Genomic DNA, 19563 nt, shown 5'->3' on the forward strand with positions numbered 1-19563 from the left:
TGTTATTCCTTTTCTTTTTTTAGTTCCTGAACCGCTGTTTGAATCTTCTTTTCTACAAGGATTCCATCTTCCCAGACCATATCTTCTACAATTTCTCCCTTTGGTCCAAAAAACTTTCCCTGACCGTGTTTTTTATTAAAGCGGAAAAAGCCCTCATAACGGCTCCCATCTTTTTTATAGATAACACCCCTGCCATGCTTTAAACCATTTTCAAAACTCCCCTGGTATTTATCTCCATTCGGATAAAAATACGTTCCTTCTCCATGGTATTCATCATACCGAAAAAAGCCTGAATACTTACTCCCATCAGAGAAAGAATAGGTTCCGCTTCCATGAAACTTATCACCCTCAAAAGTTCCCTCATATTTGTCGCCTTTGGAATAATAGTAAACACCTTTTCCGTTTCTTTTACCGTATTGAAATTCTCCCTCGTACCGGTCTCCATTATGATACTTAAGAATTCCTTTTCCATGAGGCTTTCCATTATAAAAGCTACCTTCAAAAAAGTCCTTATTCGCATAGAGAAGCTTCCCTTTTCCATGGTACTTATCGTTTTGAAATTCTCCTTCGTATTTCTCGCTCGGTCCGAATAACACACCTTTACCAACAAAGTGATCAAACTCAAATTGTCCGATGAACTTACCCAGGCCCCCCGCAAAAGTATATACCCCCTGTCCGTGGTACATATCATCTTTAAATTCCCCGGAATAAACATCTCCGTCCGAAAAGCTATAAGTTCCCAGACCATTATATTTATCTTCCTTGAACTCTCCTACATACTGAGAACCATCCGCGTAGGTATAAATCCCGTGTCCGACCTTCTTCCCTTCCTGAAAATTTCCGCTGAATTCATCCCCATTTTTTAGAGACATAGAGCCTCTACCATTAAACTGATCGTTTTTAAACCTTCCTACGTATTTATCTCCATCTGAAAAGATAAAAGTTCCTTCTCCATCAAATTTATCTTCTTTAAATTCTCCTACGTATTTGGAACCGTCTTCAAAATAATAAGTTCCGAGACCATGCCGCTTTCCGTAAACAAACTCCCCGCTGTAATAAACTCCATCTTTATACTTATAAATCCCTTTTCCATGATAAAGGCTTTTCTCAAAACTTCCTATGTATTTATCTCCGCTGGCAAAGATATACTCTCCCTCTCCCTGTAGTTCTCCGTTCTTCCAATCGCCCTTATACCGGCTGCCATCAAAGTAGAAGTAAATTCCTTCTCCGTTTTTCTGGCCGTCTTTCCATTGCCCGATATATTTCTCGCCATTTTCATATTTCATGATGCCTTTTCCATCCTGGCAATTACCCTTAATACAATCTCTTGCTTCGAGACCAGAGCTAAAAAATTCAATGAGAACCAGGAAAATAATTAATTGTGTTTTCAATTTTTATTTACACCTCTCCAGAAAGGTTGGGAAATCTTACGCATCTGTTTTATCTTCCTTGTCTTCTGTGGTTTTTGAGCTATCCTCGGGCTCAAAGGTTTTCTGTCAAATTCCATGGTTCCTTTGCCGGCTTTCAAACCATTTACCCACTGCCCCCGGTATACCGCTCCGCTTTTGTAGTACATAGTACCAAAGCCATTCTTCAAGCCTTTTCTCCAGGAACCGATGTATTTATGTCCTTTTTGATAGGTCATGGTCCCCTCTCCATCCGGGTAATTGTCCTTAAAATGGCCTTCATAACGATTTCCGTTTCTCAGAATCGCTTCTCCCTTTCCATTGGGCATATCGTTTTTAAACTCACCTTCATACTTATCTCCACCATAAAAGTAATAGGTTCCCTTACCTGATTTCTTACCCATTTCAAATTGTCCTGTATACTTGTCCCCGTTGTAATAGGTCATGCTACCGGTTCCATTCACGCAGTCTCCATAAACACACCTTGACTGGGAGAAAAGGGCGGAAAGATATGATAAGAATAAAAAACTAATGATTGTATAGATAGATAATTTCATTACGAGTTCCTTGTGCTATAGGAAAAACCTAAAAACTGGCTAAAACTTTTGCTTTATTTATAAATCCATAGAACCTAAAGTCAATCGTAAAACCTTATTTCAGGATAAAGGAAACAAACGTATTTCTTCTTCGTCGCAACTCTATTTTTTCTTGTGTTTTATTATAGTATAATTTTTAGTTATATTTAAGATACAGGTAAAATCTCTATGAACTCTCAATTAATAATGACAGGTACAATGAAAAAAACTAAACAAATATCGATGCTGGTATGGGGACTTCTATTCACATTATCTCTCTCTGCTGAGTTTACAGAAGAGAAGTCAAAAGGAATTATATCCGAATCCACTCAGGTATACTGGGAATATTGTGATAATGGCTCTTTTAAAGACTCTAAATGTTCGGGAGAAGGAAAAGATATGAGTTGGGAAGAGGCCAGTAAAGCCTGCGAAACTCTGGATCTCGAAGGAAAGAAATGGCGCCTCCCAAGCTCAGATGAACTTCGCTCTCTTTTGAATTATATTAAAGATACAAAGGAATTTTCTTCTGCGGAAGCAAAATACTACTACTGGACTAAATACAGGGGTTTATACGGCGTAGTAAATAAAGAAAGAATCTATTTTGGCTACGATCAGGGCACAACCCTCGATTCCCGTCGTTATTATAAAGTTAGATGTATCAGTAATGATGCAAAAGGTTCCGGTTCCAAAACTTCAGACAGAACTACTCCGGTAGATGATGGCTCTTCTAAAGAGGGAACAACAACCACCGATAAAGTCGAGCCTGCTAAAACGGACGAAGGCTCAACGAAAGAAGGTACAGAAACTACGGATAAAACAGAACCTGCTAAAACAGACGAGGGTTCTTCCAAAGAAGGTACAGAAACTACGGACAAAACCGAGCCTGCTAAAACGGACGAAGGCTCAACGAAAGAAGGTACAGAAACTACAGATAAAACCGAGCCTGCTAAAACGGACGAAGGTTCTTCCAAAGAAGGCACTGATACAGCAGATAGAACCACTCCTGCTGATGATACCACAAAAACAGAGGACAGCACAAAACCTATAAATAAAACTCCGATTCCAAACCCCGGCACAGGAGTAGCCGATGCTCTTGCTCTGGCTGACAATGTTCGCGGACTACCCAAAGGAACAGGCCTTATTATTGACGAAGGTTCTTCCAAAGAAGGTTCTGAAACAACAGACAAAACCGAACCCGCGAAAACAGACGAAGGTTCTTCCAAAGAAGGTACAGAAACTACGGATAAAACCGAGCCTGCCAAAACAGACGAAGGTTCTTCCAAAGAAGGTACAGAAACTACGGATAAAACCGAGCCTGCCAAAACAGACGAAGGTTCTTCCAAAGAGGGTACTGATACAGCAGATAGAACTACTCCTGCTGATGATACCAGCAAAACAGATGATAGTTCAAAACCTATAAATAAAACTCCGATTCCAAATCCCGGCACTGGAGTAGCCGATGCTCTTGCTCTGGCTGACAATGTAAGAGGTCTGCCCAAGGGAACAGGTCTCATCATTGACGAAGGTTCTTCCAAAGAAGGTTCTGAAACAACAGACAAAACCGAACCCGCCAAAACAGACGAAGGTTCTTCTAAAGAAGGAACAGAAACTACTGACAAAACCGAGCCTGCTAAAACGGACGAGGGTTCCTCCAAAGAAGGTTCTGAAACAGCCACTGACACAACAGAACCCGCCAAAACTACTGAAAGTACAGCTACCACCGAACCCGCCAAAACTGATGAAGGTTCCTCTAAAGAAGGAGCTGTTTCGGTTGTAACCAATCCGGAAGAAAGAGGGAGTTCCACTTCCAAAACTCCGATTCCAAGTCCTTCGAAATCCACTACTGCAAATATGCTGGCACTGGACGAAACTACCGGTGACAGAACTGTTATGGATGGTAGCGAAGCAGGAGGAGACATTGGAAAAGAAAGCAATATCATTGTAAAAACAATCGAAGGTGATTTACAGGGAGTTAAAGACGCTCTGAAAGCCGGTGATAGTCCTGACAGCGTTTCTACAAAAGGAATGTCAGCCTTAACCATTGCTACTTACTTCGGTCACACGGAGATTATAAAAGAACTTCTCACTAAAAAAGCTTCTCCGAACCATTCCAAAATGGTTGGAAACTGGGATGCTATCTGGATGGCAACCATTACCAATAAACCTGAGCTACTCCAGCTTTATCTATTAGCCGGTGGCAACCCGAATAAACAATATTATAAAGGTCAGACTGCTTTAATGTATGCTTCTCTCAAAGGTAAGTCTATACTGGTAAATGCACTTTTAGCAGCAAAAGCCAATCCGAATTTAAAAAATTCTGATAACAAAACAGCTCTAATTATGGCTTCCTTCAATGGGCATCTGGAAGTTATAAAAGCCCTGCTGGCAAAAGGTGCTAATGTGAATGACCTTGATAATGAGCAAGAATCAGCTCTTATGAAGTCTGTTTACAAAAATAACAAAGATGTAGCGAAAACCCTTGTTTCCGCGAAAGCAAACCTGAACTTTCAGGACATAGGAAAAGAGACTGCTCTTTTCAAAGCCTGCTACAAAGGTTACGAAGAGCTGGCAAAAGTCTTTATTGATGCAAAAGCTAATCCTGAACTGGCAAACCAAAGAGGAAACACACCGCTGATGTATTCTTCTATAAGGGGAAATGTAAATACAGTAAAAGCCCTAATTGCAGCAAAGGCTAATGTAAACACACAAAATAATCTTGGTTTTACTGCTCTTTTCTTTGCTGTTGACAGGAATAAATTTGACATCGTAAAACTTCTGGTAGAAGCCGGAGCCAATGTGAATGTCAAAACAGGAAAAGGAACTACTCCCCTGGAAAAAGCCGTAAAAAACAATTATACAGACATTGCCAATTACTTGAAAAGTAAAGGAGCCAAATAAAACCTCAAGTTTATTGAGAGTTGTAAAGTAAAAGCCATGAGAGATCATGGCTTTTTTTATCTCCCTGATAGTTCTTCTAAAAAGACAATTAGTTTTTTCCTTTGATGAATAAATCACTTACTATAGTATACGTATGCGGGAATTTTATGAATTTTAACTGGAATAATAATTATTTATTAGGTATTGAAGATATTGATTCACAACATCATAGCTTTTTAAATTTAATAAAGAAATTAAATGATGTATTTCAAAGTGTTGAAGACCCCAAATATGTGAAGAAACTCATTGCAGAAATCAATGCTTATGCAAAATACCACTTCATAAGTGAAGAAAACTTTATGTATTCTATAAATTATCCTAATATAGAAGAACACAGATTAGAGCATTTAGAAATCCTTGATGTCCTTTCTGAAAAAGAAATAGCTTTATCCATAAATAATTTTAATGAAGCCTGTGAAGAAATAATAGCCTTCTTATTAAAATGGTTTAAAAGTCATACCTCCCTGGAGGACAAACAAATTGCTACATTCTATTTTAAAAACAAAGTTCAGATAGGGGACCATAGTGAAAGGAACGCAGAAAAATCCTAAAATATAATTGACAGTATTTATCCCCTGATGATACTGGTTTTACTTTCCTTGCGGGCGTGGTGTAACGGTAGCACAGCAGCCTTCCAAGCTTCTGGCGGGGGTTCGAGTCCCCTCGCCCGCTAATTCCTTTTATGTATCATCCTGAATCAAACGTCAGTTCCTCGTTTATAGAACCCTATCTTCCTATTCTCAATGCTATTCCGGATTCCGTTCAGGCACTTGTCCCGGAAGCCTCCAGCCGGAAATACTACCGCCTTTTTTTTAAGGAAGATACAAAAATTCTCTGCACTGACCCAAACTTTCAGGGAGAAAATTCAGACTTCTTTTTAATTCAAAAACTTTATAAAAAAGAAAATTTACCCGTGCCGGAAATTTATTCTTATTCAAAAGATTTAAAGGCTTACCTTATCTCTGATTCCGGTGAACTGGATCTAAGTTTTATCAAAGATAAAAAGAAAAAAGATAAATACTTAAAAAAATCCATAGACCTCATCCTTAGTATTCAAAAACTTCCCAAAGAAAAGCCGGCTTCTTCTCGTTCGTTTGATTTTACAAAACTAAGTTTTGAAGTAAACATGACTTTTTTAAAATATGAGGCTTTTCACATAGACTATCCCGACTTCCCAGACGTTAATATAGAACTCAGAGCCTTTTTTGAAAACCTTTGCTATATCTTAGCCTCCTTTTCCGAAAAAGTTCTCTGTCACAGAGACTATCATTCCAGGAATCTTCTAATCAATAAAAAAGAACAACTTGGAATTATTGATTTTCAAGATACCATGCTCGGAACTCCATTTTATGATCTGAGTAGTTTATTATATGATGCTTATAATCCCCTTTCACATGAAGAACGAGAAGAATACTACCAGTATTTTATAAGTAGGTTCAAAGAAAAAAAAGGAGTGAGAAAAATATATATGGAACAGGCTCTGCAACGCTCCTTTAAAGCCCTCGGTTCCTATTTCTTCCTATTTCACGAAAAAAGAATATTCAAATACAAAGAAAGCTTGATTCCCTGCGTAAACAACCTGCTTGAAATCTGCCAGAAAGGTTTTTTTCCGGACAGCCTTTTTCTTTTTCTTTCTAATTTAAGAAGCTCCCTGGAAAGCCTGTAATGAATTGTTTTATTTTAGCAGCCGGTTTTGGAAGTCGGATGGGAGATCTTTGCAAGGATATACCCAAACCTCTTTTAACTATTCGGGGATTTCCACTCATTCATTATTCTATATATTTCGCTTATCGTCTCGGAATACGGGACTTTATTATCAACACCCATTACAAAGCCGAAGTCTTAGAAAAAGAACTGGAGAAATTTTCCTTTTTGAATATTTCTATATCCCGAGAAAAAGAAATATTGGGAACCGGTGGTGGAATCCGCAAAGGTATCAAGAATTTAGATCCGGAGGAAACTTTTCTCGTGCTGAATCCCGATATTTTACACATTCCTAATGTAACATTCACACTCCCATCGAATTTTCCGGGCAAAATTTTCCTATTCTTGAAAGAAAGCCTTGCAGGAGAAACAAACACAACCCTATCTTTAAAAAATGAAAAAGTCTATTTTTCAAATAACTCAGGAAAAATGTATACTTACATTGGCCTTGCTCTTATGAAAGCAGGAGCTCTTCAGCAGGAACTTCCGGAGGGATATTCAGACCTCTCCCTTTACTTTCAAAACTTAGCCAGAAAAGACGAGCTCTGCGGTGGTCTATACCCGGGAGAAGTTTATGATTTAGGCACAAAAGAGAAGTATGAGCTCTATAAAAACTTACAGCTTCCCGAATTATTTTCAGAACCCGGCTTTCAGGAATTAAAGGCCCGTCTTAATTCCGGACTCTAATACTCAGGGTTGAAATTTGAATATTGATTGCCAGAATAGCTCGATTTGAATACATGACACCTATGCCCGGTAAAAATCCCCCTAAAAAGATAGTTTTAGCCTATTCCGGAGGACTCGATACCTCTGTGATCCTTGCCTGGTTAAAAGAGAAATACCAGTGTGAAGTTATTGCCTTCTGTGCCGATGTAGGCCAAAAAGAAGAATTGAGCGGACTCGAAGAAAAAGGTTTAAAAACCGGTGCTTCGAAGGTATATATCGAAGACCTGCGCCTAGAGTTTGCTCGTGACTTCATATTTCCGGCAGTACAGGCCACAGCCATTTATGAAATGCGCTATTTATTGGGCACTTCCCTTGCCCGCCCCCTCATTGCGAAAGCCATGGTAGAAGTTGTAAAAAAGGAAGAGGGAGATGCTTTTTCTCATGGAGCTACCGGTAAGGGTAATGACCAGGTTCGTTTTGAACTTACTTTTAAAGCCCTGGCTCCCGAAATGCAGATTATCGCCCCCTGGAGAACCTGGGAATTTAAAGGACGGATGGACTTAATCGCATTTGCAAAACAACATGGCATCCCCGTTCCGGTCACAGCCGAAAAACCCTACTCTATGGACAGAAATCTTCTGCATTTATCTTTTGAAGGCGGAATATTAGAAGACCCTTACAGAGAGCCGGATGAAAGCATGTTTTTATTATCCGTTTCACCCGAAAAAGCCCCGGATAAAGCCACTTATTTAGACTTAGACTTTGAAGAAGGAAACTGTGTAGCTATAGACGGAAAAAGAATGAATCCTCTTGAAGTGATGGAAACTCTAAATAAAGCCGGTGGCGAAAATGGTATAGGCAGGGTCGATATAGTTGAAAACCGTCTGGTCGGAATCAAGTCGAGAGGTGTTTATGAAACACCGGGTGGAACCATTCTCCATATAGCACATCGTGACCTTGAGTCAATCACTATAGATAGAGACACTCAGCATGAAAAGGATGCTCTCTCATTAGAGTTTGCTAAATTAGTATATAATGGTCTTTGGTACTGCACCCGCATGGATGCCTTAAAAAGTTATATTGCCGAAACCCAGAGATACGTAACCGGAACTGTTCGGGTAAAACTATATAAGGGAAATTGCACAGTAGTCGGTCGTAAATCTCCTGTGTCTCTATATAATCCACAGATTGCAAGCTTCGAGGGAGATGAACTTTACAATCAGTACGATGCAGAGGGTTTTATTAATATCTTCGGTCTGCCGGTCAAAGAAGCTGCGAGACTAAGAGCCGGAAAATGAATGGCCTGATAGGGGTTTACCCGGGAACCTTTGACCCCATTACCAATGGCCACATTGATATTATTAATCGTTCTTTAGAGGTTTGTGATAAGGTAATAGTCATGGTGGCTGTGAACTCTAAAAAGCAATCTCTCTTCTCTATGGAAGAAAGAGTTGAATTAATAGAACATTCATTCCGAAATACGAATAGAGTAGAAGTAGATTGTTTCCAGGGCCTTACAGTTGATTACTGTGTTAAAAAAAATGCGAAGGCTATCATTCGTGGATTACGAGCTGTCACCGATTTCGAATACGAGTATGCCATAGCCCTGACAAATAGGAAACTTGCCCCGAATATAGATACCGTATTTTTCATGGCATCTGCCGAATTTTCTTTCGTATCTTCTACTATCGTGAAAGAAATTGCAAGGCACGGGCGTTCTGCAGTTGGATATGTCCCCGAACCGGTCAGCGAAGCGTTATTAAAAAAATTTAAACATAATTAAGATAGAGGAACACTATGTCAAGAACACTGATCATGATTAAACCGGATGCGGTAAGAAACAAGCACGTTGGAGAAATCATTGCAAGGATAGAAAAAGAGGGTTTTAAAATTTTAGGCCTTAAATATCTACACCTTTCTTTAGAAGATGCTAAACAGTTCTACAAAGTCCACAAAGAAAGACCCTTTTACGATGAACTTTGTAAAGATATGTCAGCAACTCCAATTGTTGCCGCAGCACTGGAAAGAGAAAATGCGGTAGCTCATTGGAGAGAAGTTATAGGAGCAACTGATCCGAAAGAAGCAGCTCCCGGAACTATTCGTGCCCTGTATGCAGAAAGCAAAGGTGCGAACTCCGTTCATGGCTCCGACTCTGATGAAAATGCAGCTCAGGAAATTGCATTTTTCTTCAAAGGCTATGAACTTGTAAGCTAAATTTTTAGCGGCACCGGCCCCGTTCATACGGGGCTTTTCCTGCATTTAAATTCCCTTGGAACATTTTAAAAAACTCTACGAAGAACGAAAACAGGCCTTTGAAGCTTTTTTTTATAACACTGTCTTACCTGAAATTCATAGCACACATCATTTAACTTTAGCCGAAGCTATGCTTTACTCTTGCAAAGCCGGTGGTAAACGCTTTCGTCCGGTGCTGCTTCTTTCTGCTTATCTTTCCATACAGGAAAATGTTAGTGCCGATGCTTTATATCTTTCCTCAGCTGTTGAATGTATTCATACATATTCTCTGATTCATGATGACCTTCCCAGTATGGACAACGATGATTTGCGTAGAGGGCTTCCCACCTGCCATATAAAATTTTCAGAAGCTACTGCCATACTCGCAGGAGATGCATTAAACGCACACGCCTTTTATCTCTTATCTAAACTGGAAATAAGAAAGCCCTATTTTCTTTCTAATTTATTAGAACTTCTACACAGGGGAGGAGGAGGGCCCGGTATGGTTTCCGGGCAAATGGAAGATATCGAACACGAAAACAATCCTTCTCTGTTTTCTGAAGAAACCCTGCACCGAATCCATACAAAAAAAACCGGGGCTTTAATCCTTTCCTCCCTTCTATTAGGAAACCGTTTATTAGAAAACTGGAAAGAACGCGAAACTTCCATCCGTAACTACGGAGAAAAACTCGGTTTACTATTCCAGATAACAGATGATATTCTGGATTTAGAAAGTACCTCCGAAGAACTCGGAAAAACTATCGGAAAAGATTTAGCCAGTGGAAAATTAACTTATCCTGCCCTTTTCGGTCTGGACAAAACAAGGGAGATGAGAGATACTATAACCGAAGAATTAGTAGAAATGGGTAAGAAATTGGATAGAAAAGGTGATTTTTTCGCAAACCTTCCCCTTTATGTAGCCCGCAGGAGAAGTTAAAACATGTTGGATACAGGAATCTTTTCATGAATCGAAAAGGCTTTCTAAAGCTTTTAGCACTATTCGGAATTCAGACTCTATATCCAAATTTATATTCTTATCCGAGAGGTAAAATGCAAACAAGAATCATTCCTTCTACAAGTGAGAGTATCCCGGTTATAGGTCTCGGAACCTACATGAGTTTTGATATGACAGCGGGAACAAAAGCTTTTCAAAACCAGGTGGAAGTTTATAAGAAGTTTTATTCCCTCGGTGGAAGGCTTTTAGACAGCTCTCCTATGTACGGTCTGGCAGAAGAAGCCATCGGTCATATAGTTCCTAAAACAGATTCTATTTTCTATGCTACCAAAGTCTGGACCAGAGGAAAAGATAGTGGAATTCAACAGATGAACGAATCTTTTAAAAAAATGAAAACCGAAAAAATCGATTTAATGCAAATTCATAATCTTATTGATTGGAAAACTCATTTAAAAACTTTAAGAGACTGGAAAGAAAGAGGAAAAATTCGGTATATAGGAATTACTCATTATGTAAGCTCTGCCTTTTCTCAGATGGAAACGATTATGAAGACGGAACCTATTGATTTTATCCAAATTCCCTATTCCGTAGAAACCAGGGATGCTGAAAATCGAATTTTACCTCTTGCAAAGGAAAGAAAAATTGCTGTATTAGTAAACCGTCCTTTTGAAGGTGGAAGCATCTTTCATTCTTTTAATAATAAAAAACTTCCCGATTATTTTTCTTCTCTCGGTTGCAAGACAGTAGCCTCTGTGTTTTTAAAGTATATTCTATCGGAACCGGCTGTAACCTGTATCATTCCGGCAACGACAAAACTACAACACATGAAAGATAATATGGAAGCCGGTTTTTCTTTACCGGAGAAATCAGAACAAAAGAATATTCTTAAATACCTGAAGGAGTTATCTTAATGAAAGCTTTACTCATTCTCATTATTTTTAGTATGACGGCTTGCAACAAAGGTCTACAGGCCAAAGACTACGCAGATGAACGAATTGCCTCTGAAAAAGCCAAGCGTTATATTATCGGAAGCCTGGAGAAAAACTCTCCCTCTTCATTTAAGCCCTCTGAATATTGTCTCATTCCGGAAAATAATCTCTATGAAGGATTTTCGCATCGAATAGGAAATGTAAATCTTTTAGCTGCAAAGAATGTACAGCTTAAAGATTTGGAAGAAGGTATTGTTCTACTTGAAGGCTTTGCAACAAAAGATTTGACTAAAGCAATAAAGAAGAAAGGAAAATGTGATCCATCTACGTTTAATCAACAATTTGGTATGCAACAAATTCGTATGGATTGGATGCCTGTTGAAAACAGGAAAGATGACTTTGGGCTGGTTAGCTGGATACCCGGTCTCACCAATAGAGAGGCTCTACGTTCTCTTTCTTATCTTGAAGTTCTAAAAATCAGGAAAGCAAATTTTTTTTCTTTGAAAAAGGAAGAGAAACATATAAAAGTCACCTTTACTAATATTTTAGAACAAGAGCTTCCCTCTGTAAAATTAAATCTTCATTATGAAGGTGGAAGAGGCAAACCCTCTCCGAGGTTCAAAACCAAAAAAATACCGACCTTAAAACCCGGAAAATCTTATACCTTTACAGTTCCTAAAAGCATCGAAGAAGGACTCGAAGAAAGAAGGAAAGATAGATTTTTCTTAGAAACTATAGAACTTCACGAACAGGTAGGACAGATTACCTTCATGATAGAACTTTCGATACCTCGATAAAATAAAGCCTAATAGTTGCTTGACGATTTATTAGTCAGGGTTTAGAATATTAAAAATTATGAAAAATCTAATATTCTTTGTTGTCGCTTCTTTCTTCATCCTGGCCGCTGCCTTCGGTCTTTATAAACTCATCGGTTCGGGTGAGTTTATGGATTGGCTTGTCGGCTCGCTTTCTCTCATCTGGATGTTTTTTGTAGTAACTATTCCCTGGAATTCTTTTTTTAAAGCCCGAGAAATTGTTTACGAAGCAGAAGTTTCTCGCTTGAAAAATATAAACATCCAGGAAGATGGCTTAGTCTTCGCACAAAAGGTAGCAAAGAGATCTTTAGCTGTATCAGTACTTTTGCATATAGCTTCTGCTGTTTTATTATTCTGGGTCTCTTACACCCATATCAGTGTCGTGGGTTATTACTCCGCTGTTTTAATCCTCCTTCTTACTTTTTTAAGACCCGGAATTCGTTTCTATGAATACCTTCATAAGAAATTAGAAATGATACGGGAAGAGTTTCATTATCCGCGTGAAGATGTCGCTCTCTTAAAACAAAAAGTAGAAGAGAATTATTACCTTTTAAATACAGAGGAAAATAGCAATTCCTGGAAAATAGAAGTAGATAGACAGCTCGCCGGCTATTCAAAGCATTTAGAAAAATTAGAGCATAAACTAATCGAACTAAGTCATTCCATAAAAGAAAACAAAATTGTTTCTGATAAAGAATTGCATTCACAAATAGAAAGCATACGAAAAGAAAACAAAGAATATATTTCTAAGATAATCGAACACGGAGAAGTGGTAGAAAGCATTTCTACTATTGCAAAATACTTAAAGAAAATCTAAATTAGATTACTTGAATAATACAAAATTATCAAGCCTCTGCTTCATCTATAGCGAGGCTTTTGTAAGCGGAAGGGTTCTGGTTCATAAGTTGTATTCCAATTTGTGCCGATGCTCGCTGACAAAGGCTTGATAGCCAGCCCAGTAGAAGGGATTCGCAGGTTGGGTCAGAACACGGTCTGTCGGTGTAAGTATATCGAAAGGACTCATTGCAGCTTCATGTTTAATTGAAAATTCATTAGCCTCCACATTTTCCTATGAGAACAGTTCCATCTTTTGGGCTTTTTTTTGCACCGATTCTTTTTAAGGCTTTTATATAATCTATGTTTTTCTCATATTCTGAGAGGCCGAGATAGGAATAAAACAACTTACATTTCGTTTTGCTTGCTTCTGTACCTTTCGGAGATAATAAAATAAGATTTTTTTGAGTATCTGTATTGTTTATAGTTCTGAAATATTCCTCTTTTTTCTTACCCTTTAAGAGAGCATGGTAGGCCATTTTTATCCCTGTATCTCTCTCAAAAAAACCAGATGCTTCGTTAACCTTTATCAAATCACCCGGATAATTTCCATTTGCATCTTTTTTAATCTCAGCACCGGCATCTAATAGTAAATCCATCAACTCGGTTTGAAAAGATTCTGAAGCAAAATGTAAAGCAGTATATCCCCTAATAGGTTTTAGATCACCCGAATACGTAAAGTTTTTATCAAGTCCTTTTTTGAGAAAAAACTTCACAAGATCCGAATTATTATTTCTTACCGCCGCTAACAAAGCATTCTCTCCATCATACACTTTTTGTACATTAGCTCCGTATTTTATAAGGAGTTCGGCAACTTTTGGGCTCTGGCATTTAAATAAAGCAGGAACTCCGGCATTCGGATCTGCTCCTTTTTCCAATAAAAATTCTATAAGCTCTAAGGCATTTTCCGATTCAGAGGCAAGAGCTATAACGGTCTCGTGACTCTTATTTTGCAGGTTGATATCGGCTCCTTTACCCAACAAAAATTCTATAAGTAATTCTATCTCAGTTATCTGTTCCGACTTCGCACGTTTTAAAGGATAAATCTTAAGTACCGCAGTATGAATAGGCGTTTCTAAACCATAGAAACCATTTACTTCAGCTCCGGCTTTTAACTCCTCTTCCATACCCTTATACCTCTGCCGTTTGAGATCATAAAGAAATCTTCCCTGAGGACTTCCGCAATGATATAAACTGAAAAGTAATATACCAATTCCAATATTCCTTAAGCTCATACCAAAAATTCTTTTATTGAAATAATTATTGTCAAGAGAAAAAATCTTTTATGCAAAACTCTATAAAAAGAAAAATTTAGCTTATACTTATATATGAAGTAAACTTTTTGTCCCTAATTTCCAATCCCTAAACCCGTGGTGGCAGTTTTAATTTGACAAATTAGAATCTATAATTCTAAGCTTACTTCGGGTGTCTATTTGAAGCAGGGACATCTGCATCTTATTTTATTGAATGACGAATATTTATGGATTCTAAACTTTTAGAGGATTTTTATACTCATTTTGGGAAAAAACCGGTTCGGCAGTTTGTAGCTCCCGGTAGAATAAACATTATTGGTGAACATGTAGATTACCTCGGAGGAAAGGTACTTCCGGCTGCTATACATTTTTCAATAAATATTATCGCCTGCCGAACTTCCGGGTCGGGTTATAAACTTTATTCTCAAGCATACAATTCCCTTGTTCAAACAGATTCTCCTGTCCATGAAACGGAAAATACCTGGGCCAATTATATCCATGGGGTTGTTGACGAATTTCAAAAACGTAATCTTTTGATAGGCGGTTTTGAAATGGCAATAGGGGGAAATATTCCCGAAGGAGCCGGTCTTTCCTCTTCTGCTGCCCTCGAAGTAGGAGTAGCATTTGCTTTGAATGAGTTATTCGAATTAAATTTGGATAAAAAGGCCTTAAGTTTGCTTGCAAAAGATGCAGAAAATTACTTCATCGGTTTACAATGCGGAATTATGGATCAATTTGCCTCTGCTTTTGGCAAAGAAAACCATTGTATTCTACTGGATACTGCCAGTTTACAATATGAATATCACCCGGCTGTTTTTGAAGGTTATGAGCTATTCTTAATTGATTCAAAAGTAAAGCATTCTTTAAAAGATAGTGCCTACAATACCAGAAGAAAAGAATGTGATACAGCCCTGATGAAAATCCGGGAGAAATATCCGGAAGTCCAAACTCTCTATATGGCAGAAGAAAAACACCTCGAAGGGACGAATCTTTCCCCGGTAGAGCTAAAAAGAGTTTTACATGTAATAGGAGAAAGAAAAAGAACCATAAATATTGTTGACTCTTTATCTAAAAATGATATCCTGAATGTTGGTAAGCATATTCTAAAAGCACATGCGTCCCTATCTGAACTTTTTGAAGTATCCTGTCCGGAAACGGATTTTTTAGTGAATTTCTTATCGAATTCCGGGACTGTCGGGGCAAGGATGATAGGAGGAGGTTTTGGGGGTTGTGTGCTTGCTATAGAAAAAACAGGGGAATTTTCCGGAAAAGAAGCTCTTCTAAGGAAGGCATATAAGGATAAATTCGGAATTGACCTCCAAATTTATAATTTCCGTATTACGGATGGAGTTCGCGAAATCGGGAGATAAAACAATGGCAAGAAAAGATTTTTCTACACCCAACTTCCAGTATGAAGGTTCTGAGATATTTATCAGTGTAAGGACGCAAGACCTCCCCTTTAACCTTCCGGATAATTGTGTAATCATTGATATGAAAGGTGAATTAAACCTTTACTCGACACCTGCACTGAAAGATATACTTGATAATCTTTTAAATGATGATATTGTCTATATGCTTTTTGATATGTCAGGCATGGCCTATATCGATTCCTCCGGTCTCGGTACACTGGTTGGGGTTCAATCGAGAATTGTAAAAAAGGGAGGATACTTAAGAATCTGCTCTCCTTCCGAAAGCGTTACAAACGTTTTGAATTTAACCAAGCTCAAACAGATGATGCGAGTATCAAATTCTATCGAAGAAGCTGTCGACGAGCTGGGTTCCTAAAACTTATTTCTGGAAGTATTTCCCCGAATGATTGAGAAACCAAAAGGATTAAATTCCTACATTCTGGGAATCGGAAGTAATATAGAGCCTTTCAAAAATGTTCCGGGGATTTTGGATAGGCTTTTGGATCACTTTCACCAAATTCTCATTAGTCGGATTTTAAAAACGGAAGCTATCGGTATGCTTCAGGATGCCAATCCATTTTTAAATTTCTGCATCTATGTCGAGACAGATTTAAAAAAGGAGCATCTGAAAAATTTTTGTAACTCGATAGAAATGGCCCTCGGCAGAGATAGAACCGACAATTTAAAAAAAGTCAAAAATCGAACAGCGGATCTGGATATTCTTTTGACACTCCCTTATCCTGAAAGAGTAATCAGTCAATCGGAATTGCCGGTAGAGAAATACTTACTTCCAACCACCCTTGAACTTCTTCAGGCACTTCAATTTTCCGGTCTTCCCACATTTTCTCCTTTAGATGAAGGGCAAGAAATAGTATATAAGAAAAAACTAATTGGCAAAAAACCATTATTCTTAAAAAAGGAAGTTTTTTAAATGCAGAAGCAGGCAGTTCTTATTACCGGTGGAGGAATACGCCTCGGTCGAGCAATTGCTCTATCCCTGGCTGAAAAAGGAATAGATATTGCACTTCACTATAATTCTTCTAAAATAGAAGCGGAAGAGACTGCAAGGATAATTCGTTCACTGGGTATAGATTGCGAGCTATTTCCTCTCAACCTAAAGGATATTAGCTCTTTCCAGTCGTATATTGAAAAAGTAAAATACAGGTTTCCACACCTTCATATTCTTATTAATAGTGCTTCCTCTTACACACAAAAGTCCATAAAAGATACAGACGAAAAAACATTTGATGAACAATTTCAAATCAACTTAAAAGCTCCATTTTTTTTGAGTCAGGCATTTTATAAGGTGATAGATAAGGGAAATATTATTAACATCCTTGATAATAAAATCAATTACAGACAGTTTCAATATGCTGCATATCTATTAAGCAAAAAAGCTTTAGCCGAATTTACTCTAATGGCAGCTTTAGAATTTGCTCCTGCGTTTCGAGTAAACGGAATCGCACCGGGAGTCATTCTTCCTCTGCCGAGTCGAAGTAAAGAATATTTGGATTGGAGAATAAGCGCAATTCCTTTACAAAAAAAAGGTGAAACTCATAATATAACAACATCTATCTGGCATCTGATAGAAAATGATTTCATCTCAGGACAAATTTTACATATAGATGGTGCAGAAGGAATAAATTTTACAGGAAGGAATGCCGGGGATTATGATCCCGGTAAAATATAAGGATGTTCAAGTCAGATAAGATACAAATAAAACGCTCTAAAACAGGAAAACCTATCATCCAGGCAGAAGAAGAAAGGGATGTTTACTATGCTCTGGGCTATTGCAATGCAAAAGATAGGGGTCTTCAAATGTTAATGATGAGACTTCTCGGTCAGGGCAGGCTTTCCGAATTTTTAGATTCAAGTGATGAATCCTTGAAAATAGATCTCTTCTTCAGAAGAATGAACTGGGGAAAGGTAAACTTTCAAGAATCGGATCTTAAGCAGGAAGTCCTTCCCCTAATACAGGCCTATTGTAAAGGTATAAATGATGCATTCTCCCAATCTCTTCCTTTTGAGTTAAATTTATTAGGATATAAACATGAAGATTGGAAGATAAAAGATTCTGTCCTCTTATCCCGGATGATGGGCTACATCGGTCTTGCTGCTTCCCAGGAAGAAATGGAAAAATTATTCATTGAAATGGTACAGGCCGGTATCAAGAAAGAGCGCTTACAGGAACTTTTCCCGGATCTTTTACATGAAGCAGACTTTGAATTGATTAAAAAAATAAAATTAGAGCATAGAATTGTAGAACCATCCAGTCTCTGGCAAAAAGGCCTTCCCCGGCTAATGGCTTCCAATAACTGGGTTGTTTCCGGGAAACGGACTGAATCCAAATTTCCAATCTTAGCTAATGATCCTCACCTGGAGGTAAATCGACTTCCGAATGTCTGGTATGAAATTACAGCTTTTTGGAAGGATAATTTTGTGGCAGGTGCTATGGTGCCGGGCTTACCTGCAATTATTATCGGAAGGACCAAGCACTTAAGCTGGGGAGTTACTTACACTTTTATGGATTCGGTAGATTCCTGGATAGAAAAATGTTCCGAAGGAAATTACTACCGAGAAAAAGAGGGCTATATTCCTTTTAAAAAAAGAGAAGAAATCATAAAAAGAAAAGGTAAACAGGCTAATCATGTCACCTTTTATGAAAACAATCACGGAGTTCTTTCCGGTAACCCGGATTCAAAAGAAGAGTCCTATCTTCTTAGCACACGCTGGTCAAGTGCTGAATCCGGTATTCACACAATTAATAATATAGGAAATATATTACATTCTAAAACAGTTAAAGAAGGACAGGAAGTTTTAAGAACTGTGGAAACTGCCTGGAACTTTGTATTAGCCGATGTAGCAGGGAATATTGGTTACCAGATGTCCGGCCTTATGCCGAAACGAAAAAAAACCTGGAGAGGTTTTATTCCCCTTCCCGGTTGGCAAAAAGAGAACGACTGGGATGGTTTTGTTAATCCGAAGCAATTACCTTCTATCTATAATCCGAAACAGGGATATTTTGTAACAGCTAATAATGATTTGAATATGTACGGAAAAATTATGCCTATAAACCTTCCTATGGGTTCTTATCGTGCAGATAGAATTTCGGAGGTTCTGGGTTCTGAAAAAAAATGCACTATAGAAACCATGAAAAAATTGCAATATGATACCTTTTCTGTACAGGCAGTTAAATTTTTTATTGTTCTTCAAAAAATTCTTGAAGAATACAAAGATACTGAAAATGCACAGATTCTTCTTCGCTGGAATTTTCAGTATGAAATCGAATCAGAAGCTGCTTATTTATTTGAAGAGTTTTATAAGGAATTATATATATTAGTTTTTGGAAATGGAGGAATGGGTCCGGAAACAATTGCTCATATACAGGGAGAAAGCGGACTGTTTATTGATTTTTATGCAAATTTTGATAAAGTTCTTCTTTCTGAAAATTCGGTTTGGTTTGAAGGAAAAACAAGAGAAGAGTTATATAGAGAAGCTTTTGAAAAGATCAAGGACATAAAACGAATAAAATGGGGTGAAAAAAATAAGCTGATATTTAAAAATATTCTCTTAGGTGGTAAGCTCCCTCTCTTTTTGGGTTTTGATAAAGGGCCTTATAATTTACCGGGTGGAAGAGCTTCCGTATTTCAAGGCCAAATTTATCGCTCCGCCGGAAGACAAACTTCTTTTTTTCCAACGATTCATTTCATTACAGATATGGCAAAACCTACTATATATACAAATATTGCAGGTGGAGTATCTGATAGAAGATTTTCTCCCCATTATGCAAATGGAATATTCAACTGGTTGAATGGAACTTATACCATCGAAGAACTAAAAATTTAAAA

The 19563-nt window shown here is 38.0% G+C and carries 19 protein-coding genes and 1 tRNA gene; 17 read left to right on the forward strand and 3 right to left on the reverse strand.

The features are described from left to right. Positions 1-2: 2 nt before the first annotated feature. Both H7A25_24905 and H7A25_24910 read right to left on the reverse strand, forming a co-directional pair. Positions 3-1391: an MORN motif precursor gene (locus H7A25_24905; protein ID MCP5503162.1), complete on the reverse strand. Its 1389-nt coding sequence runs from the start codon at positions 1389-1391 to the stop codon at positions 3-5. Beyond that, a complete protein-coding gene (locus tag H7A25_24910) occupies positions 1388-1963 on the reverse strand; it encodes a hypothetical protein (GenBank protein ID MCP5503163.1) in 576 nt (191 codons plus the stop codon). The genes H7A25_24905 and H7A25_24910 overlap by 4 nt, the downstream gene beginning before the upstream one ends. Positions 1964-2170: 207 nt before the next feature. Here H7A25_24910 and H7A25_24915 point away from each other — a divergent pair, with 207 nt between their 5' ends. From H7A25_24915 to H7A25_24970, 12 genes are all read left to right on the forward strand, one after another. Then, on the forward strand, positions 2171-4879 hold the full coding sequence (locus H7A25_24915; GenBank protein MCP5503164.1) for an ankyrin repeat domain-containing protein: 2709 nt from the start codon (positions 2171-2173) through the stop codon (positions 4877-4879). Positions 4880-5025: 146 nt separating this feature from the next. Continuing rightward, a complete protein-coding gene (locus tag H7A25_24920; protein MCP5503165.1) occupies positions 5026-5469 on the forward strand; it encodes a hemerythrin family protein in 444 nt (147 codons plus the stop codon). A gap of 50 nt (positions 5470-5519) precedes the next feature. Continuing rightward, positions 5520-5590 (forward strand) — tRNA-Gly (locus tag H7A25_24925). 10 nt (positions 5591-5600) lie between these two features. Continuing rightward, the gene (locus tag H7A25_24930) at positions 5601-6584 is read left to right on the forward strand and encodes a phosphotransferase (GenBank protein MCP5503166.1); all 984 of its coding nucleotides are present in this window, start codon (positions 5601-5603) and stop codon (positions 6582-6584) included. Then, a complete protein-coding gene (locus H7A25_24935; GenBank protein ID MCP5503167.1) occupies positions 6584-7309 on the forward strand; it encodes an NTP transferase domain-containing protein in 726 nt (241 codons plus the stop codon). Before H7A25_24930 ends, H7A25_24935 begins: the two co-directional genes overlap by 1 nt. Positions 7310-7371: 62 nt before the next feature. Continuing rightward, entirely contained in the window at positions 7372-8586 is a 1215-nt protein-coding gene (locus H7A25_24940) for an argininosuccinate synthase (protein MCP5503168.1), read from the forward strand. Further along, positions 8583-9071, forward strand: coding sequence for a pantetheine-phosphate adenylyltransferase (gene coaD, locus H7A25_24945; GenBank protein ID MCP5503169.1), 489 nt, complete (start codon positions 8583-8585; stop codon positions 9069-9071). Before H7A25_24940 ends, coaD begins: the two co-directional genes overlap by 4 nt. A 14-nt stretch (positions 9072-9085) precedes the next feature. Then, positions 9086-9502 (forward strand): nucleoside-diphosphate kinase, encoded by a 417-nt coding sequence (locus H7A25_24950; protein ID MCP5503170.1) that lies wholly within the window; start codon positions 9086-9088, stop codon positions 9500-9502. 55 nt (positions 9503-9557) lie between these two features. Further along, positions 9558-10457, forward strand: coding sequence for a polyprenyl synthetase family protein (locus H7A25_24955; protein MCP5503171.1), 900 nt, complete (start codon positions 9558-9560; stop codon positions 10455-10457). Between the two features lie 113 nt (positions 10458-10570). Continuing rightward, complete coding sequence (locus H7A25_24960) at positions 10571-11386, forward strand: aldo/keto reductase (protein MCP5503172.1); 816 nt, start codon at positions 10571-10573, stop codon at positions 11384-11386. Then, positions 11386-12201 carry a hypothetical protein gene (locus H7A25_24965; protein MCP5503173.1) on the forward strand — a complete coding sequence of 272 codons (816 nt, stop codon included), beginning with the start codon at positions 11386-11388 and terminating at the stop codon, positions 12199-12201. Before H7A25_24960 ends, H7A25_24965 begins: the two co-directional genes overlap by 1 nt. A 58-nt stretch (positions 12202-12259) precedes the next feature. After that, the gene (locus tag H7A25_24970) at positions 12260-13036 is read left to right on the forward strand and encodes a hypothetical protein (protein ID MCP5503174.1); all 777 of its coding nucleotides are present in this window, start codon (positions 12260-12262) and stop codon (positions 13034-13036) included. 235 nt (positions 13037-13271) lie between these two features. On the opposite strand, the gene H7A25_24975 is transcribed toward H7A25_24970, so the two are convergent. After that, positions 13272-14288 (reverse strand): ankyrin repeat domain-containing protein, encoded by a 1017-nt coding sequence (locus H7A25_24975; GenBank protein ID MCP5503175.1) that lies wholly within the window; start codon positions 14286-14288, stop codon positions 13272-13274. Between the two features lie 245 nt (positions 14289-14533). Here H7A25_24975 and galK point away from each other — a divergent pair, with 245 nt between their 5' ends. From galK to H7A25_25000, 5 genes are read left to right on the forward strand one after another with little or no spacing between them, the layout of a single operon-like run. Beyond that, positions 14534-15676, forward strand: coding sequence for a galactokinase (gene galK / locus H7A25_24980; GenBank protein ID MCP5503176.1), 1143 nt, complete (start codon positions 14534-14536; stop codon positions 15674-15676). A gap of 4 nt (positions 15677-15680) precedes the next feature. Beyond that, positions 15681-16091, forward strand: a complete 411-nt coding sequence (locus tag H7A25_24985; protein MCP5503177.1) for an STAS domain-containing protein — start codon at positions 15681-15683, stop codon at positions 16089-16091. A gap of 27 nt (positions 16092-16118) precedes the next feature. Continuing rightward, positions 16119-16646 (forward strand): 2-amino-4-hydroxy-6-hydroxymethyldihydropteridine diphosphokinase, encoded by a 528-nt coding sequence (gene folK / locus H7A25_24990; protein ID MCP5503178.1) that lies wholly within the window; start codon positions 16119-16121, stop codon positions 16644-16646. Continuing rightward, positions 16647-17405 carry an SDR family oxidoreductase gene (locus H7A25_24995; protein ID MCP5503179.1) on the forward strand — a complete coding sequence of 253 codons (759 nt, stop codon included), beginning with the start codon at positions 16647-16649 and terminating at the stop codon, positions 17403-17405. A gap of 2 nt (positions 17406-17407) precedes the next feature. Next, positions 17408-19561 (forward strand): penicillin acylase family protein, encoded by a 2154-nt coding sequence (locus tag H7A25_25000; GenBank protein ID MCP5503180.1) that lies wholly within the window; start codon positions 17408-17410, stop codon positions 19559-19561. The last annotated feature ends 2 nt before the right edge of the window (positions 19562-19563 follow it).

It is taken from the genome of Leptospiraceae bacterium (assembly GCA_024233835.1).
Lineage (GTDB): Bacteria > Spirochaetota > Leptospiria > Leptospirales > Leptospiraceae > JACKPC01.

Bases quoted from the DNA above. Each gene is read 5' to 3' on its own strand.
- H7A25_24910 (MCP5503163.1), bottom strand. From the start codon at position 1,963: ATGAAATTATCTATCTATACAATCATTAGTTTTTTATTCTTATCATAT.
- H7A25_24915 (MCP5503164.1), top strand. From the start codon at position 2,171: ATGAACTCTCAATTAATAATGACAGGTACAATGAAAAAAACTAAACAA.
- H7A25_24920 (MCP5503165.1), top strand. From the start codon at position 5,026: ATGAATTTTAACTGGAATAATAATTATTTATTAGGTATTGAAGATATT.
- H7A25_24930 (MCP5503166.1), top strand. From the start codon at position 5,601: ATGTATCATCCTGAATCAAACGTCAGTTCCTCGTTTATAGAACCCTAT.
- H7A25_24935 (MCP5503167.1), top strand. From the start codon at position 6,584: ATGAATTGTTTTATTTTAGCAGCCGGTTTTGGAAGTCGGATGGGAGAT.
- H7A25_24940 (MCP5503168.1), top strand. From the start codon at position 7,372: ATGCCCGGTAAAAATCCCCCTAAAAAGATAGTTTTAGCCTATTCCGGA.
- coaD (MCP5503169.1), top strand. From the start codon at position 8,583: ATGAATGGCCTGATAGGGGTTTACCCGGGAACCTTTGACCCCATTACC.
- H7A25_24950 (MCP5503170.1), top strand. From the start codon at position 9,086: ATGTCAAGAACACTGATCATGATTAAACCGGATGCGGTAAGAAACAAG.
- H7A25_24960 (MCP5503172.1), top strand. From the start codon at position 10,571: ATGCAAACAAGAATCATTCCTTCTACAAGTGAGAGTATCCCGGTTATA.
- H7A25_24965 (MCP5503173.1), top strand. From the start codon at position 11,386: ATGAAAGCTTTACTCATTCTCATTATTTTTAGTATGACGGCTTGCAAC.
- H7A25_24970 (MCP5503174.1), top strand. From the start codon at position 12,260: ATGAAAAATCTAATATTCTTTGTTGTCGCTTCTTTCTTCATCCTGGCC.
- H7A25_24975 (MCP5503175.1), bottom strand. From the start codon at position 14,288: ATGAGCTTAAGGAATATTGGAATTGGTATATTACTTTTCAGTTTATAT.
- galK (MCP5503176.1), top strand. From the start codon at position 14,534: ATGGATTCTAAACTTTTAGAGGATTTTTATACTCATTTTGGGAAAAAA.
- H7A25_24985 (MCP5503177.1), top strand. From the start codon at position 15,681: ATGGCAAGAAAAGATTTTTCTACACCCAACTTCCAGTATGAAGGTTCT.
- folK (MCP5503178.1), top strand. From the start codon at position 16,119: ATGATTGAGAAACCAAAAGGATTAAATTCCTACATTCTGGGAATCGGA.
- H7A25_24995 (MCP5503179.1), top strand. From the start codon at position 16,647: ATGCAGAAGCAGGCAGTTCTTATTACCGGTGGAGGAATACGCCTCGGT.
- H7A25_25000 (MCP5503180.1), top strand. From the start codon at position 17,408: ATGTTCAAGTCAGATAAGATACAAATAAAACGCTCTAAAACAGGAAAA.